The 13,593-nt window shown below is 42.7% G+C and carries 14 protein-coding genes; 6 read left to right on the forward strand and 8 right to left on the reverse strand.

The genetic code is table 11. The annotated features are described in order from the left end of the window. Positions 1–200: 200 nt before the first annotated feature. Positions 201–1,103: a lipoyl synthase gene (lipA, locus tag NSTC745_RS05130; RefSeq protein WP_445636182.1), complete on the forward strand. Its 903-nt coding sequence runs from the start codon at positions 201–203 to the stop codon at positions 1,101–1,103. Between the two features lie 228 nt (positions 1,104–1,331). Next, positions 1,332–1,469: a photosystem I protein PsaX gene (locus NSTC745_RS05135; protein WP_096535906.1), complete on the forward strand. Its 138-nt coding sequence runs from the start codon at positions 1,332–1,334 to the stop codon at positions 1,467–1,469. A gap of 21 nt (positions 1,470–1,490) precedes the next feature. On the opposite strand, the gene NSTC745_RS05140 is transcribed toward NSTC745_RS05135, so the two are convergent. Then, positions 1,491–2,357: a branched-chain amino acid ABC transporter permease gene (locus NSTC745_RS05140; protein ID WP_445636183.1), complete on the reverse strand. Its 867-nt coding sequence runs from the start codon at positions 2,355–2,357 to the stop codon at positions 1,491–1,493. 185 nt (positions 2,358–2,542) lie between these two features. On the opposite strand from NSTC745_RS05140, the gene hrmK reads away from it, so the two are divergent. After that, complete coding sequence (gene hrmK / locus NSTC745_RS05145; protein WP_445636184.1) at positions 2,543–4,378, forward strand: hybrid histidine kinase/response regulator HrmK; 1,836 nt, start codon at positions 2,543–2,545, stop codon at positions 4,376–4,378. Positions 4,379–4,563: 185 nt separating this feature from the next. Further along, positions 4,564–5,406 (forward strand): ATP-dependent sacrificial sulfur transferase LarE, encoded by an 843-nt coding sequence (gene larE, locus NSTC745_RS05150; protein ID WP_445636185.1) that lies wholly within the window; start codon positions 4,564–4,566, stop codon positions 5,404–5,406. 120 nt (positions 5,407–5,526) lie between these two features. Here the strand turns inward: larE and NSTC745_RS05155 are convergent, their stop codons facing one another. Then, positions 5,527–6,603, reverse strand: coding sequence for an SGNH/GDSL hydrolase family protein (locus tag NSTC745_RS05155; RefSeq protein WP_445636186.1), 1,077 nt, complete (start codon positions 6,601–6,603; stop codon positions 5,527–5,529). 517 nt (positions 6,604–7,120) lie between these two features. Between NSTC745_RS05155 and NSTC745_RS05160 the strand changes: the two genes are divergently transcribed. Both NSTC745_RS05160 and NSTC745_RS05165 read left to right on the forward strand, forming a co-directional pair. Beyond that, the gene (locus tag NSTC745_RS05160) at positions 7,121–7,333 is read left to right on the forward strand and encodes a helix-turn-helix domain-containing protein (RefSeq protein WP_096535896.1); all 213 of its coding nucleotides are present in this window, start codon (positions 7,121–7,123) and stop codon (positions 7,331–7,333) included. Between the two features lie 610 nt (positions 7,334–7,943). Further along, complete coding sequence (locus NSTC745_RS05165; RefSeq protein WP_012410176.1) at positions 7,944–8,138, forward strand: hypothetical protein; 195 nt, start codon at positions 7,944–7,946, stop codon at positions 8,136–8,138. Between the two features lie 46 nt (positions 8,139–8,184). On the opposite strand, the gene NSTC745_RS05170 is transcribed toward NSTC745_RS05165, so the two are convergent. The 6 genes from NSTC745_RS05170 to psaB all read right to left on the reverse strand — a co-directional run bounded on the left by NSTC745_RS05170 (position 8,185) and on the right by psaB (position 13,453). Then, positions 8,185–9,117, reverse strand: a complete 933-nt coding sequence (locus NSTC745_RS05170) for a DNA-methyltransferase (protein WP_445636187.1) — start codon at positions 9,115–9,117, stop codon at positions 8,185–8,187. A gap of 57 nt (positions 9,118–9,174) precedes the next feature. Continuing rightward, positions 9,175–9,615, reverse strand: coding sequence for a cyanase (gene cynS / locus NSTC745_RS05175; protein WP_445636188.1), 441 nt, complete (start codon positions 9,613–9,615; stop codon positions 9,175–9,177). Positions 9,616–9,700: 85 nt separating this feature from the next. After that, positions 9,701–9,931 carry a DUF433 domain-containing protein gene (locus NSTC745_RS05180; RefSeq protein WP_445636189.1) on the reverse strand — a complete coding sequence of 77 codons (231 nt, stop codon included), beginning with the start codon at positions 9,929–9,931 and terminating at the stop codon, positions 9,701–9,703. A gap of 39 nt (positions 9,932–9,970) precedes the next feature. After that, positions 9,971–10,279, reverse strand: a complete 309-nt coding sequence (locus NSTC745_RS05185; RefSeq protein ID WP_445636190.1) for a hypothetical protein — start codon at positions 10,277–10,279, stop codon at positions 9,971–9,973. Positions 10,280–10,319: 40 nt separating this feature from the next. Beyond that, entirely contained in the window at positions 10,320–11,090 is a 771-nt protein-coding gene (locus NSTC745_RS05190) for a hypothetical protein (protein WP_445636191.1), read from the reverse strand. Between the two features lie 137 nt (positions 11,091–11,227). Continuing rightward, the gene (gene psaB, locus NSTC745_RS05195) at positions 11,228–13,453 is read right to left on the reverse strand and encodes a photosystem I core protein PsaB (RefSeq protein WP_445636192.1); all 2,226 of its coding nucleotides are present in this window, start codon (positions 13,451–13,453) and stop codon (positions 11,228–11,230) included. Between the last annotated feature and the right edge of the window lie 140 nt (positions 13,454–13,593).

Consider the following 13,593-nt stretch of genomic DNA (forward strand, 5'->3'; position numbering starts at 1 on the left):
TTCGGTATAAATGACATTGCTAGACGTATTTTGCAAAACTTTTGCTTGTCTTCTTTTGAATTTGTGTCATTGTGATATTTAAAGCTTTAGCCTTAATCTAGGCATCAAGGACAGGCGCACACAAAGAGTTCTTTTTTTGCGTCACCCCACCTTTGCATCTTACAAAGATAGGCCGTTTCGATACTCCCGGAGATTTTTGGATGATTTCGTCACAACAAGCCGAACTCAAGTCTGAAATTATGGCAATGCCTAGCTGGCTACGTCGCCCTATTGGCAAAGCCAGCGAAATCTCTACCGTACAACGCATTATTAAACAGCGGCAAATTCACACGATTTGCGAAGAAGGGCGTTGTCCCAATCGGGGAGAGTGCTACGCCCAAAAAACTGCAACTTTTTTACTGATGGGGCCTACCTGCACGCGCTCTTGTGCTTTCTGTCAAGTAGATAAAGGTCATGCACCGATGCCTCTTGATTTAGAGGAACCGCAAAAGGTAGCCCAAGCGGTGCAGCTGTTAGGATTACATTATGTGGTGTTGACTTCTGTAGCCCGTGATGATTTGCCAGACCAAGGTGCTGGGCATTTTGTGAAGACGATCGCGACTATCCGTCAATTGAACCCAGAAACTCAAATTGAAGTCCTAACGCCAGATTTTTGGGGTGGTGCGGGCAGTGGGGAATCCGGTCAACGCCAGCGGATAGCTACAATTGTGGAAGCCAAAGTGGCTTGTTTCAACCACAACATTGAAACAGTGCGACGCTTAACCGGGCCAGTGCGCCGGGGAGCCAAGTACGATCGCTCGCTGCGAGTCTTGGCTATAGTCAAAGAACTCGATTCGACAATTCCCACCAAATCAGGTTTGATGCTGGGACACGGAGAAACCACCGATGAAGTCGTCCAAGCAATGGCTGATTTAAGGGCTGTGGGGTGCGATCGCTTGACTATCGGCCAGTATATGCGCCCCTCTTTAGAGCATCTACCAGTCCAAAAATATTGGGCTCCAGAGGAATTCGAGCAACTCGGCTCCTTAGCAAGAGAAATGGGATTTACCCACGTCCGTTCCGGCCCCCTGGTTCGTAGTTCCTACCATGCGGGAGAGGAGTGAAGCAGGGGGGCAGGGGAGCAGGGGAAAAGGTTAAAGGGAAAAGGGGAAAGGGAAAAGGAATAAATTTAATCTTTCCCCTTTCCCCTTTACCCCTTTCCCTTTCCCCATGCCCCATGCCCAATGCCCAATGCCCAATGCCCAACTTCAAATATTTCTAAAGAATTTGGGGGATTGGTACACATAATTTGGTATTTCTTAAAAAGTCCTGACATTTAGGAGAAGCGCATTATGACTGCTAAAAACAGAGATTTACCAGTTGCCGACAGTGGAGCTAAACCTCCCTACCCCTATCGCACAGGCTGGGCACTGTTCTTGTTAGCTATCAATTTCCTGGTAGCAGCCTGGTATTTCCACATTATTGAGTAGTTAGAAGTGGATAAGTGCTGCTCAAATCGTTCCTTTGAATAAACCTTTGGGACGAATGAGCAGCACTAAAATCATGATTAACAGTGCGACACCTTGTTTATACTGTGAACCCAGCCAAGGAGTGCTAATTTCTTGGACAATACCAATGATAAAAGCTGCGGCGATCGCACCGTAGGGGTTGCCAATTCCTCCCAAAATCACTGAGGCAAACAGCGGTAAAATTAAAAACCATCCCATATTCGGACGCACGGCTGTAATTAAACCATACATACTGCCACCCAAGGATGTAAGAGTGCCAGCAATTAGCCAAGTCCAGAAAATTACTCGGTCAACATTAATACCTGATACCCTCGCTAAGTCTAGATCGTCAGCAACTGCTCGCATGGCTTTACCAATTTTGGTGTTTTGCAAGAGATAGTGCAGCCCTAAAATTGCTAGCACTGCCAACCCCAATACCAATAATTGATTTTGCGGCACCTTCAAGCCGAAGATATCTAAAGCTGGAGTAACAGCTAAATCATAATTTTGATTTTTGCCACCCCAAATAAAAATAATTCCATTCCGAATAAATAAGGCAAGTCCGATAGAAATAATAATTAGCGTGGTGGAGGTAGCACGAATGGAGCGCATTCTTGACCAGAGTAACTTTTCTGATAACAGCATTGCTGCGACTGTTCCTGCTGCTGCGAGGATCGCGGACAGCCAAATATTTACTCCAATAGTATTGATTAGCCAAGTGAGATAGGCTCCCAAAGTGAGAAAGTCACCATGAGCAAAGTTAGATAAACGTAAAATTCCATAGGTGAGTGTGAGTCCAACTGCGGCTAGAGCAATAATACTCCCCACTGCAATTCCGTTGACGATTAGCTGGGCGAATTGTAGATCCATAGTCTGAAGTTGCTAGAAAAAATTTTGAAATCATTCCTTTGTACAATTATTTTTTTAGGTTTAGGTGCTAAACCCGACACCATAAGTTATGGTTTATAAATAAAAAAGGATTGCCCGCCCACATAACATAGAATCCTATTCGGATTTTTATGCAAAGCTCAACTTGTTCAGCGGTCTAGTTGACCATGCAGCAGTATTCAAGCTTACCAGAACAGAACTCACAGATAGATGCAACGCCAAAACTTTTGACAACAATTCAACAAGTTCGCGCCCATTTGTGGCTGGAGAAAAGTTTAAACCAGTTGCAAAATCGCCTTAACGATCGCCTGCTTTGTGCTTGTAATACTGTCTCACAGTCGCTAGCCGCAGAAGCAGAAATTTTCCAAACTGTAATTGACGAAATTAACACTGCTGTGGACACCAGCCATGTGGCGTTTGTCCAGTTTGCTGTAGGTGTGGCTCTGCTTGAGCCACGCCAGACTTTTGCTACAGTTCGCTATGTTTCTCGTTCCCAATTTTCCGGCTCACAACCTCCAGTGTTGGAAGTAACGGTGACAGCAGAAAAAAAGCTGCCATTGAGATTGCAACAGACCATAGAAATCAAAGATTTGCAGCAGCTTGAGAATCAACAAATACCGAATGCTTGGCGGTTAACTGATGATTCTGATGGCGTCATCGGCTGGCTAGTTATCGCCACAGTAGCGCTAAGGCCTGATTCTGAGCCACTCGTTGCATCGCAAGCTCAGCTGAGATCGCAATTCATGGCCAGGTCTGCTAAGCAGTGTAATACGGCTTTGCTACAACTGAGGCACATCCTATCTTGGCAGCAACGGTACGAACAGCTAAGTACCTCTAATCAAGAATTGGAGCGCACTAATCAACTTAAAAATCAGTTTTTGGCAAACACCAGTCACGAAATCCGCACACCGCTAAGTTCGATTATCGGGTTTACCCATTTGCTGTTAGCACAAGGCTACGAACCTAGTAAAGAACGTCAGCAAGAGTATTTAAATATCATTCAGTCTAGCGGCAAGCACTTGCTAGCTTTGATTAATGATATTTTAGATCTCTCTAAAATTGAAGCCAATCAACTAGAAGTGCAATGGGAAACAGTAGATTTGCCACTGCTGTGTAGCAATGTTTTAGCGCTGGTGAAAGAAAAAGCCGCTAATAAAGGTTTGAAATTAGTCCTAGAACTCGACCCCGATACCTCAACTTTAGTAGCCGATCCCTTACGACTCAAGCAAATGCTGTTGAATTTACTCTTCAATGCTTTAAAGTTCACTAGCAAAGGCAGTGTTGGGTTACGGGTTGCTAGCGAAGGGGGATTTGTGCATTTTACTGTTTGGGATACTGGCACTGGTATATCCCCAGAAGACCAAGCTCTATTGTTTCATCCCTATTTCCAAATTGCTAACGCTGTAGCAGGTGTTGAAGGTACTGGTTTGGGTTTGGCAGTGACTCGCAAACTCGCTGAAATTCACGGTGGTTCGGTGAAAGTGGAATCTGAACTAGATCGGGGTTCGCGTTTTACCTTGGTACTTCCCCTGAAGGAAGCAAGGGAGGCAGAGGAAGCAGGGGAAGCAGGGGAAGTAAAATGTTCTTTATCTGCTTTGCCCGTTATTCCTAGTTCGTCTCCTCACATATTGCTAGTGGAAAATGACTTACCCAACGGCGATTTGATGCAAATTTATCTATCTAAATTGGGATATAAAGTGGCTTGGGCTAAAAGTGCTGCAAAAATGTGGGAAGCCTTAACACAGCAAGAGCCAGCAGTAATTTTAATGGACGTTTACCTGCCAGATGGAAATGGTCTGAAGTTGGTGCAGGAACTACGAGAAAATCCTCAGTATCAAAACATTCCAGTGATTGCCCAAACGGCAATGGCGATGAAAGGCGATCGCGAAACTTGTCTTGCCGCTGGAGTAAATGATTATATTTCTAAACCAATTGATTTACCACTTTTAGCCAGCTTGGTAGCTAAGTATAGTAAAGTACCAAACTCGATTGATGGGGAGTAGGGAGATGGCTTCGCTAAGGGTAAGGGGAAAAGGGGAAAGGGAAAAGGAAACAAGAAAATATATTCGGTAATTATCCTCTGTCTCTTCTTTTTTACCCCATGCCCAATGCCCCATGCCCAATGCCCAGTGACTAATGACTACAATAGAATTTGTCTGGTGCTATCAGGTTATGGCGGGGTTGATGAATGATGCTTACAGAAAAATTGGAGCAATTAAGAGCTTTATTTCAAGAAATGGAGCAGGCGTTAATTGCCTACTCTGGCGGCGTTGATAGCACTTTGGTTGCCAAAATTGCTTATGATGTGTTGGGCGATCGCGCTTTGGCTGTGACTGCTGTTTCTCCTTCGCTGTTGCCAGAAGAGTTAGAAGACGCCAAAATTCAAGCTGCAACTATTGGGATTCGGCATCAAATTGTCCAAACTCATGAGATGGAGAACCCCAATTATACCTCTAACCCAGTAAACCGCTGTTATTTTTGCAAAAGTGAATTGCACGACACTCTCAAACCTCTGGCTTTAGAGTTGGGGTATCCCTATGTAGTGGATGGGGTGAATGCCGATGATTTGCATGATTATCGCCCAGGAATTCAGGCGGCGAAAGAAAGAGGTGCGCGATCGCCTTTAGCAGAAGTAGGTGTCAGCAAAGTTGAAGTCCGGCAACTTTCGCAACAACTGAATTTACCTTGGTGGGATAAACCTGCTCAACCTTGTTTGAGTTCTCGCTTTCCCTACGGTGAAGAAATTACTGTAGCTAAGTTGCAGCGAGTTGGTAGAGCCGAAATTTTCTTAAGAAAGCTGGGTTGGCAGAATTTACGGGTGCGTTCCGAAGGCGATACAGCACGCATTGAATTACTACCAGAACAGATTAAAGAGTTTGTGTTAAAGACTGATTTACAAACATTAGTTAACGCATTTCAAGATTTTGGATTTATTTACGTAACCTTGGATTTAGAAGGGTATCGTAGCGGTAAGTTGAATCAAGTTTTAAATCGGGAAGTCGCGGGCGTTAAAGCAATACAGTTCAAATAAGACCAAAACACTTGTAGAGACGGCGATTTAACCTTGTCTGGTAAAACCACAATTTTGTACAATTAGCTTTTATGGCAACGATCGCCACCAATGGAGCGCCTCTGGGAAAGAAGCGATCGCTCAATTCTGGCGTTGAGTCAACTTGTATTCTATCTGCTGAAGTGCCGATTGCCAGACATCATACCCCTCTTGGGAAAGATGCAAGCCGTCTGTGGTTAATTCTTGGCGTAAATTGCCTTCCATATCTGAAAACCAACTATAAATATTGAGATAATTCGCGCCTTCTTCTTTGGCAATTTGAGCTAATTGGGCGTTAATTTTACGAATGTGGTTATTGGAGAGCTTTGGTAAGCGAGTCGGCAAAATTGATTGGACAATAATTTGAGTTTTGGGGTGATTTTGTCGTAAGCGGCGGACGATTCGGCGATAATTACTCAAAATTGCGCGATCGCTATCGCCTTTTCGTAAGTCGTTAATCCCAGCCATGATGTAAATTACATCCGGTCGAGTTGCTGAAAATGCTCCCAGTCTTTTTAAAACGCCAGCGGAAGTATCTCCAGATATGCCTTGATTGAGCCATAATTTCCCACTAGGTAATTTTTCTCTGGGAAACCACATACTTAGCGAATCACCAACTAAAATACTCAGGTGATTTGTACCTTGACCTTGAGCAATGGCTCTTGCTTCTAAAGCTAGTAGGCTTTTCCAGTCTTCATAAGTTAGTTGACGCTTCTTGATTGACTCCCACAACGATCGCAAATTATCGCTATCGCCGCGTGTATAAATCTGACCTGTTTTCAGAGCTGCTAATCTTTGGTAATAAAGTTGATTGCCAGATGTCAGTGAAATAGTAGCTGCTTGGGCACTGGGGTTGAGTGATGATGCTGGCTCTGTTGTGGAAGCAGGTAATCCCTGGCTACTGAGTTCTGGTGATGAGGAATCAATACTCTTGATGTTTTGCTCGCCCGCTGTCGGCTGCGAAATTTCTAAGGGTTGTAGGACTTGTCCGCTGAGTTCCGGTAAGGAAAAATCGACGCTGTTGATAATTTTTGTGCTGACTATTGCCGGGGAACCTTGTTTTAAATCCCAAAGAAATCTAGAATTTTGCGGCAAGACAATCGACAGGTGCGGAAGAGCCGATGCTGGTATTGCCAATCCTGTTAACAAGCCTGCTGCCAACAGATAAGGGTCCCTCATCGCTTTATCTCTCCTCTACTCACTGCTTTTTCCTATGACAGCATTAGCTGGCTGTATTCAGGATAATTTTACTTAGGTCAAATTATTATTCTTATTTACACTGTATAGTTCTGTAAAGAGTGTTCGCGAGATTATATTGGACAATTTACGATCTCTTTAAAGTAGGGTTTTCTCGGTGGTAGATGAGTCGGGTTTGTGAGAATACTTTTACTCAAAGGAATATTTTCACCAAGGGATGACTTGCCAGAATTTGGTTGTGACAAATATTGCAAGTGGCTGCAAACTTAGCGATCGGTGGATGGTTTTTGGCAATCTCAGGATAGAGGTTTTTGCTTTTGATGTTGCTAATATACGGAATAAGCGTTTGATTTCAGGTTTCTAGATTTCAGTAAGTGGCGCTACTCTTTGAGAGAGTCTGATTAACCAAGAGGCGATGTCTGGCTACAAGGCGCAAAACCTCTACGCCTTTTGATTTCTCATATGAAATTGAGCGGTGCAAATGCATCAGTTATCAAATATGGGATTAGTGAGATTGAAGATTCGAGAACTAGCACAAGAGAAAGGATGGACGCTCAAGGAAGTTTCTGACCGTTCTGGGGTAATTTACAGCACAGTTAGAAGTTATGCTCGTCGTCCAGCAATGACAACAGTTGACTTTACTGCGATTCACAAATTGGCTCGCACCTTTGAGGTGACCATTGAGGAGTTAGTGGAAATTTTAGAAGAATAGCTTAAAAGTTAGCTGTCAATGGTGTTGGCATAAGTAGGTCGTTGTTGAAAATTGTTGTTATGACAAGGTAGGAGACAGCACTTCGACTATGCCGAGCGTACCTTGAGGGGAAGCAAGCTAAGCGTAGCGTCTCGTAGAGAAGTCGAGGTACGCTCAATGACCAGGCAGAAGAAAGAGCGGAAGCAAGTTTACTTTCCGTTACATACTTTGATTTTTTGCGCCATTCTACTTAATATCTCAATCACCCAGTTTCAGTTAAGAATACTTGAACTTTGAGAACTCGCTCCAAAAACGTTATATTCTCAGTTGATTTCTAGACTGAGCAAAATCTTTGTCAAATAGTATACTTGTAACTTTCGTATGACAATAGTTAAATTTATTCAAAAGTTAGTTTTTAGGTTTGATGCTGCGATCGCAGATCTAACGAAAATTTTCTGAGAGTAGGATAATACTGTATACTTCTGTTGTAGTTCTCTATGTACAGAATTTGAAATTTATGTTTGCTCGTAGAAGTATGAGTTGAAACACATTTAAATTAAGTTTTAACTATAGAGAATAACTTCATTGAAAGTGCTAAGATTTAGGCTGAATCATTAGTGTTGTTTCTTCCGTGGCTAGAGCTAGTACAGCGATTGGTGTTAGTCCCATTATTAAGGAGATTGTGCAAAAACAGGCACATTCGACACGTTTAACCCTGAAAGAAGTTATTCTTATGGGTATGTTAGCGATTGATAAACTAGATGACCAAGGTCGTCAAGAGTTGGCAGATCGAGTTCATCAAATGCAAGTGAATGGAGAAATTTAAGTGAATAGCTATTATTTATGAGTTATAAACTTTAACTCTTCACTTTTCATTCGTCGCTTTTGAGATAATCTGAATCTTGAGTAAAACGATAACGACTTCCCATTACATAATCCTCATTAATTTCAAAAGAAATCCATCGGCGTTGGAGAATCTGAGCAACAAAGCCAGTTGTATTAGAACCTGCAAATGGGTCTAAAACTATATCACCTTCATCAGTTAAAAATTTGATGAAAAACTCTGCGAATCTTTGCGGAAAACGTGCTGGATGAGGTCTGATTTCTGCTATTTTGCAGCGTCGTAAATAAACGCTATTTGATTCAGTATTCGCAATTTCAAGCAAATTTGGCGGGATTGCACCTTGATTATCTTTTTGAAATTTGTCAGAAATATCATGTCCGCTAGGACGTATTTTAGCCTGATAGCCATTTTTAAGTAATTGCTTCATACTTTGGCTATAGGGTTTTAAAACTTTTCTATTATCTGCTTTAGGATTTGGTGTTTTGGACAGCCACCAAACTGTATTTACTGAATCTTTGACACGAATGCGCCTGATTGTCACCCATTCAGCAGGGCTTGGCAGTCGAGCCGGATTATAATGGTAGAATTCTTGAGCGAGAAAGAAGCCTACTTCCTTACATAATCTAACTAAAAGTTCGTATTGATAGATACTCCGCACGGGATTACCAGGTAAGTAAGCACCGCCTAAATCCACTACAAATGAGCCATTATCTGCCAGTACTCTTTTAAATTCATAGGCAAAAGGCAGAAACCACTCGATATATTTTTCAGCGGTTTCGTTACCGTATTCTTTTTTACGTGTGAGAGCAAATGGCGGTGAGGTGATAATTAAATTAATACTATTATCGTCAATGAATTTAATCAGTTTCAGGCTATCACCTAAATATGCTGCTCCATTTTGCTGGATGTAATAGGGACTAAAAATTATTTCTTTTGCTGGCGTTATTGGTTCTTCTTGCAAGAGTTATCAAGTTATCTCAGTTTTATAGTTATAACTTGTTTTGATGTTATTCAAACACTACCATTTTTTATATGGTAGAAATTTACCAGACATAATGATTTTAACGCGATCGCCTTTGGGGTCTTCTTCTTTCTCCACATCCAAAGTAAAGTCAATAGCACTCATAATCCCGTCGCCGAATTTGTCGTGAATCACGGCTTTAATTGGGAATCCGTACACCTGCATAATTTCGTAGAACCGATAGATTAGTGGGTCAGTTGGTACAACTGGGCCTAATCCTTTTACAGGGTATTCTGTCAACTCGTTAATATAAATTGGGCCTAATCCCAATGCTTCGACTAGTAACTTGGCTTCTTCTGGGGAAGCACTAGCTTGACGGTATATTACAGCAGCAATCCATACTTCATCGCGTCCGAGAATTTTTTCTAAATCGCCAAAAGTTAATCCTTTTTCTCGTTTTGCTGCTAATAGCTTTTCGGTAATTTCGGGAACAGACACCTGGTCACTCCTCTGATTTTCCATAATAGTATCACTGCGATCGCCTGATTCGCGTTTGTACTTCGTCTGCCACTACAAGACAACCTTATCGCAGTGGTAGTAATTCCTGTTTTTTAGTTAATTGTGCTGCATAAGCGATCGCTGCTCTGATATCTTCTAAAATCAATGGTGGATATTCTTGAACAATTTCCTCAAATGTCAGTCCATCAGCAAGGTTATCAAGGATGACAGATACCATGATGCGTGTTCCTTTCATGCACGGTTTACCGTGACATACATTTGGGTTTTGAGTAATGCGTTCTTGCCAGTTTGTCATGGTTTTGAGTGTTGATAATTAAGTTTAATTTTAGGCGTACTACCAATAGCCTTTTTGCTTACCCCACTCCAGCCAAGCTTTAGTCATTTCCTTTACCTTTCCCCTATATTCTGGAGGTACAGGATCTTCTCTGCTGATAGATTTTAATGCCCAAAACCAGTGTCCAGATTTCTTTTCCAGTTCTCTTAGTAAAAGTGGGATTACAGGTTTTCCCATACCAATAATTTGCTGGTATGCAGGGTGCATTGACATTTGATTAGTAGATGATATGCCACGAGTTTCATCTCGCCATTGGTTAACAAGTGCTGCAAAGGTAGCTTCTATTTCTGAGATTTGGAGTTCTTCCATATTGCTGGCGATCGCTCAGTTAATTTTAGGTGATGGAGGTCTATCTTTTGTGTTTATACAAAAAACTCAAAAATTCTTCTACTACTGCCTTTGGTTGGTTGTAACACTTTTCCGCAGGGTAGTGTTCAACACAGAGAATTCCTGATTTTTTGAACCAAGCATCCTTTTCTTTATCTTTTTCATACCTGTCTGGGTGGAAAGAAATCTCTAATATTCCAAATGTTCCATCTAGACATATTAAAAAATCTACTTCTCGATGATCTTCATAAATATTACCTGTTTCATGTCTGACAGCTAGAGGTAATGGAAAAAACAAAACACCTTTCATTTCTAGCTCTTGTGCAATCCTAATTTCAGACTGCGATGCAAACTTCATTTCATTGTAAATGATAGGCTCTCTACCTTTTCGAGCAAAAGCTTTCTCTGTAATAAGTCCTTGATTCAATTCTTTTGATTTGGCTATTAAAAATTTAATAGTCTTCTGCCAATTCTCTTCTACCTCTAGTAACTTAACTCTGTAGTAGATGGGAAAAGTAGTCATATTAACCCAAATGTGCCCATGAGCAATGTTAACAAAATGATCTTTGAGAACTTTCTGTATTTCTTCTTCCTTTGTGACTAGTGAGTATAGATGAAGTGGTAAATAGACTAAAAGCCCTGAAGTACAAAAATCATTTTCATATTCATTCCATGCAGTGTCAAAGGATAAATCAGCATCAACAATAATTGCTGCATAGTCGTTCCAACAATCATTAATTAAAGCTTGAACCCAAGTTCGATGTAATTTTTCTAATAACTCTAAATCTGACATCAAAAAATACTTCCAAATATTCAAATTAATACATACTATATCCCTCACTTCACCTAACTAGAAATTGATTTTACAAAAAAATCCCCCACCTTGCGGTAGGGGACTTTTATTACTTATCTACAAAACTAGCAGCGGAATTAACCGAACTTACCAGCAGTAGAAGCAATCAAGAATGCAGCGTAAGTTACAACGTAACCAACTGCAAAGTGAGCTAGACCAACTACGCGAGCTTGAACGATGGACAGAGCAACTGGCTTGTCTTTCCAGCGAACCAAGTTAGCTAGAGGAGTACGTTCGTGTGCCCAAACAAGGGTTTCGATCAACTCTTGCCAGTAACCTCTCCAAGAGATCAAGAACATGAAGCCGGTAGCCCAAACTAGGTGTCCAAACAAGAACATCCAAGCCCAGACAGACAGGTTATTCACGCCGTAGGGGTTGTAGCCGTTAATCAACTGAGCGGAGTTTGCCCACAGGTAATCGCGGAACCAGCCCATGAGGTATGTAGAGTTCTCATTGAACTGAGCAACGTTACCTTGCCAAATACCGAGATGTTTCCAGTGCCAGTAGAAGGTTAACCAACCAATGGTGTTAAGCATCCAGAACGCAGCTAGGTAGAAGGAATCCCAAGCAGAGATGTCGCATGTACCGCCACGACCGGGGCCGTCGCAAGGGAAGGCATAGCCGAAGTCCTTTTTATCGGGCATCAGCTTGGAACCACGGGCATCCAAAGCACCTTTGACCAAAATCAAGGTGGTGGTGTGCAGACCTAAGGCGATCGCATGGTGTACCAAGAAGTCGCCAGGGCCGATTGTTAAGAACAGGGAGTTTGTACCAGCGTTGATGGCATCTAGCCAGCCTGGTAACCAGACGTTAGCGTAGTTGGGCCATGCTGTGTAAGCAATACTATCAGGGTTAGATAATAAAGTGTCTAAACCGTACAGTACCTTACCGTTAGCAGCTTGGACGAACTGAGCAAATACTGGCTCGATGAGGATTTGCTTTTCAGGAGTACCGAAAGCAACTACTACATCGTTGTGTACGTACAAGCCCAAGGTGTGGAAGCCTAAGAAAAGGGATACCCAGCTTAAGTGCGAGATAATCGCTTCTTTATGCTTCAACACGCGGTCAAGAACGTTACCTTTGTTTTGTTCTGGATCGTAATCACGTACCCAGAAGATTGCTCCGTGAGCAAAAGCACCAAGCATCAGGAAGCCAGCAATATACTGGTGATGCGTGTACAACGCTGCCTGAGTTGTGTAATCCTTAGCTATAAATGCGTAGGAAGGCATCGAGTACATGTGCTGCGCTACCAGGGAAGTAACAACACCTAATGCTGCTAAGTGCCAACCCAACTGGAAGTGCAGGGAGTTGTTGTAGGTGTCGTAAATACCTTGGTGAGGTAAGTTGAAGGGACCTTCAACAGGAATACCAAAGAAATTCTTGGCATTTAAGGCTTCTTTGAGACTGTGACCAATCCCAAAGTTTGTCCGGTACATGTGACCGGCAACGATGAATAATACTGCGATCGCCAAGTGGTGATGAGCGATGTCAGTTAGCCACAAAGCTTCTGTCTGGGGATGGAAGCCACCCAAGAAAGTCAGAATTGCTGTTCCTGCACCTTGGGATGTGCCAAACACATGCCCAGGAGTGTCGGGGTTTTGAGCGTAAACGCTCCAGTTACCTGTAAAGAAGGGTGTTAAACCTGCTGGGTGGGGTGGTGTATTGAGGAAGTTATCCCAACCTACGTGCTGTCCGCGAGCTTCGGGGATAGCAACGTGAATTAGGTGACCAGCCCATGCCAAAGAACTAACACCAAACAGACCTGCTAGGTGGTGGTTTAGGCGGTGTTCGGCGCTCTTAAACCATGCCAAGCTAGGACGGAACTTGGGTTGCAAGTGCAGCCAACCAGCGAACAACAATACAGCTGCGAATATGAGCAGGAATACAGAACCGTTGTAAAGTTCAGTATTTGTCCGCAGACCGATTGTGTACCACCAGTGGTACAAACCAGAGTAGGTAATGTTTACTGGATTGCTAGCACCAGCTTGGGTGAAAGCTTCGACCGCTGGTTTGCCGAAGTGCGGGTCCCAAATCGCGTGGGCGATGGGACGGATGTGAAGGGGATCTTTGATCCACTGTTCAAAGTTACCTTGCCAGGCTACATGGAACAGGAGGCTGGATGCCCACAGGAAGATGATTGCCAAGTGGCCGAAGTGAGTAGCGAAAATCTTTTGGTAAAGATTTTCCTCTGTCATGCCATCGTGGGTTTCAAAATCGTTGCCTGTGGCGATCGCATACCATATCCGACGAGTAGTCGGGTCCTGTGCGAGATCCTGGCTAAATTTTGGAAATTTTGTTGCCATAGGTTTAATAATTCCTCTGACCTTTAGCCATCAAGTATCAGCTTTCCAGGAGTTAGGAGTAGAGACGCGATTAATCGCGTCTGTACAAGAGTTAGGAGTTTTGAATATAAAAATTACTTTTTAAACTCAGCACTCTGCAC

The sequence above is a fragment of the Nostoc sp. DSM 114161 genome (assembly GCF_052692665.1).

Coding starts and splice junctions, on each gene's coding strand:
- NSTC745_RS05190 (WP_445636191.1), bottom strand. CDS start 11,090: ATGTCAGATTTAGAGTTATTAGAAAAATTACATCGAACTTGGGTTCAA.
- larE (WP_445636185.1), top strand. CDS start 4,564: ATGATGCTTACAGAAAAATTGGAGCAATTAAGAGCTTTATTTCAAGAA.
- hrmK (WP_445636184.1), top strand. CDS start 2,543: ATGCAGCAGTATTCAAGCTTACCAGAACAGAACTCACAGATAGATGCA.
- NSTC745_RS05185 (WP_445636190.1), bottom strand. CDS start 10,279: ATGGAAGAACTCCAAATCTCAGAAATAGAAGCTACCTTTGCAGCACTT.
- lipA (WP_445636182.1), top strand. CDS start 201: ATGATTTCGTCACAACAAGCCGAACTCAAGTCTGAAATTATGGCAATG.
- psaB (WP_445636192.1), bottom strand. CDS start 13,453: ATGGCAACAAAATTTCCAAAATTTAGCCAGGATCTCGCACAGGACCCG.
- NSTC745_RS05160 (WP_096535896.1), top strand. CDS start 7,121: ATGGGATTAGTGAGATTGAAGATTCGAGAACTAGCACAAGAGAAAGGA.
- NSTC745_RS05180 (WP_445636189.1), bottom strand. CDS start 9,931: ATGACAAACTGGCAAGAACGCATTACTCAAAACCCAAATGTATGTCAC.
- NSTC745_RS05135 (WP_096535906.1), top strand. CDS start 1,332: ATGACTGCTAAAAACAGAGATTTACCAGTTGCCGACAGTGGAGCTAAA.
- NSTC745_RS05155 (WP_445636186.1), bottom strand. CDS start 6,603: ATGAGGGACCCTTATCTGTTGGCAGCAGGCTTGTTAACAGGATTGGCA.
- NSTC745_RS05140 (WP_445636183.1), bottom strand. CDS start 2,357: ATGGATCTACAATTCGCCCAGCTAATCGTCAACGGAATTGCAGTGGGG.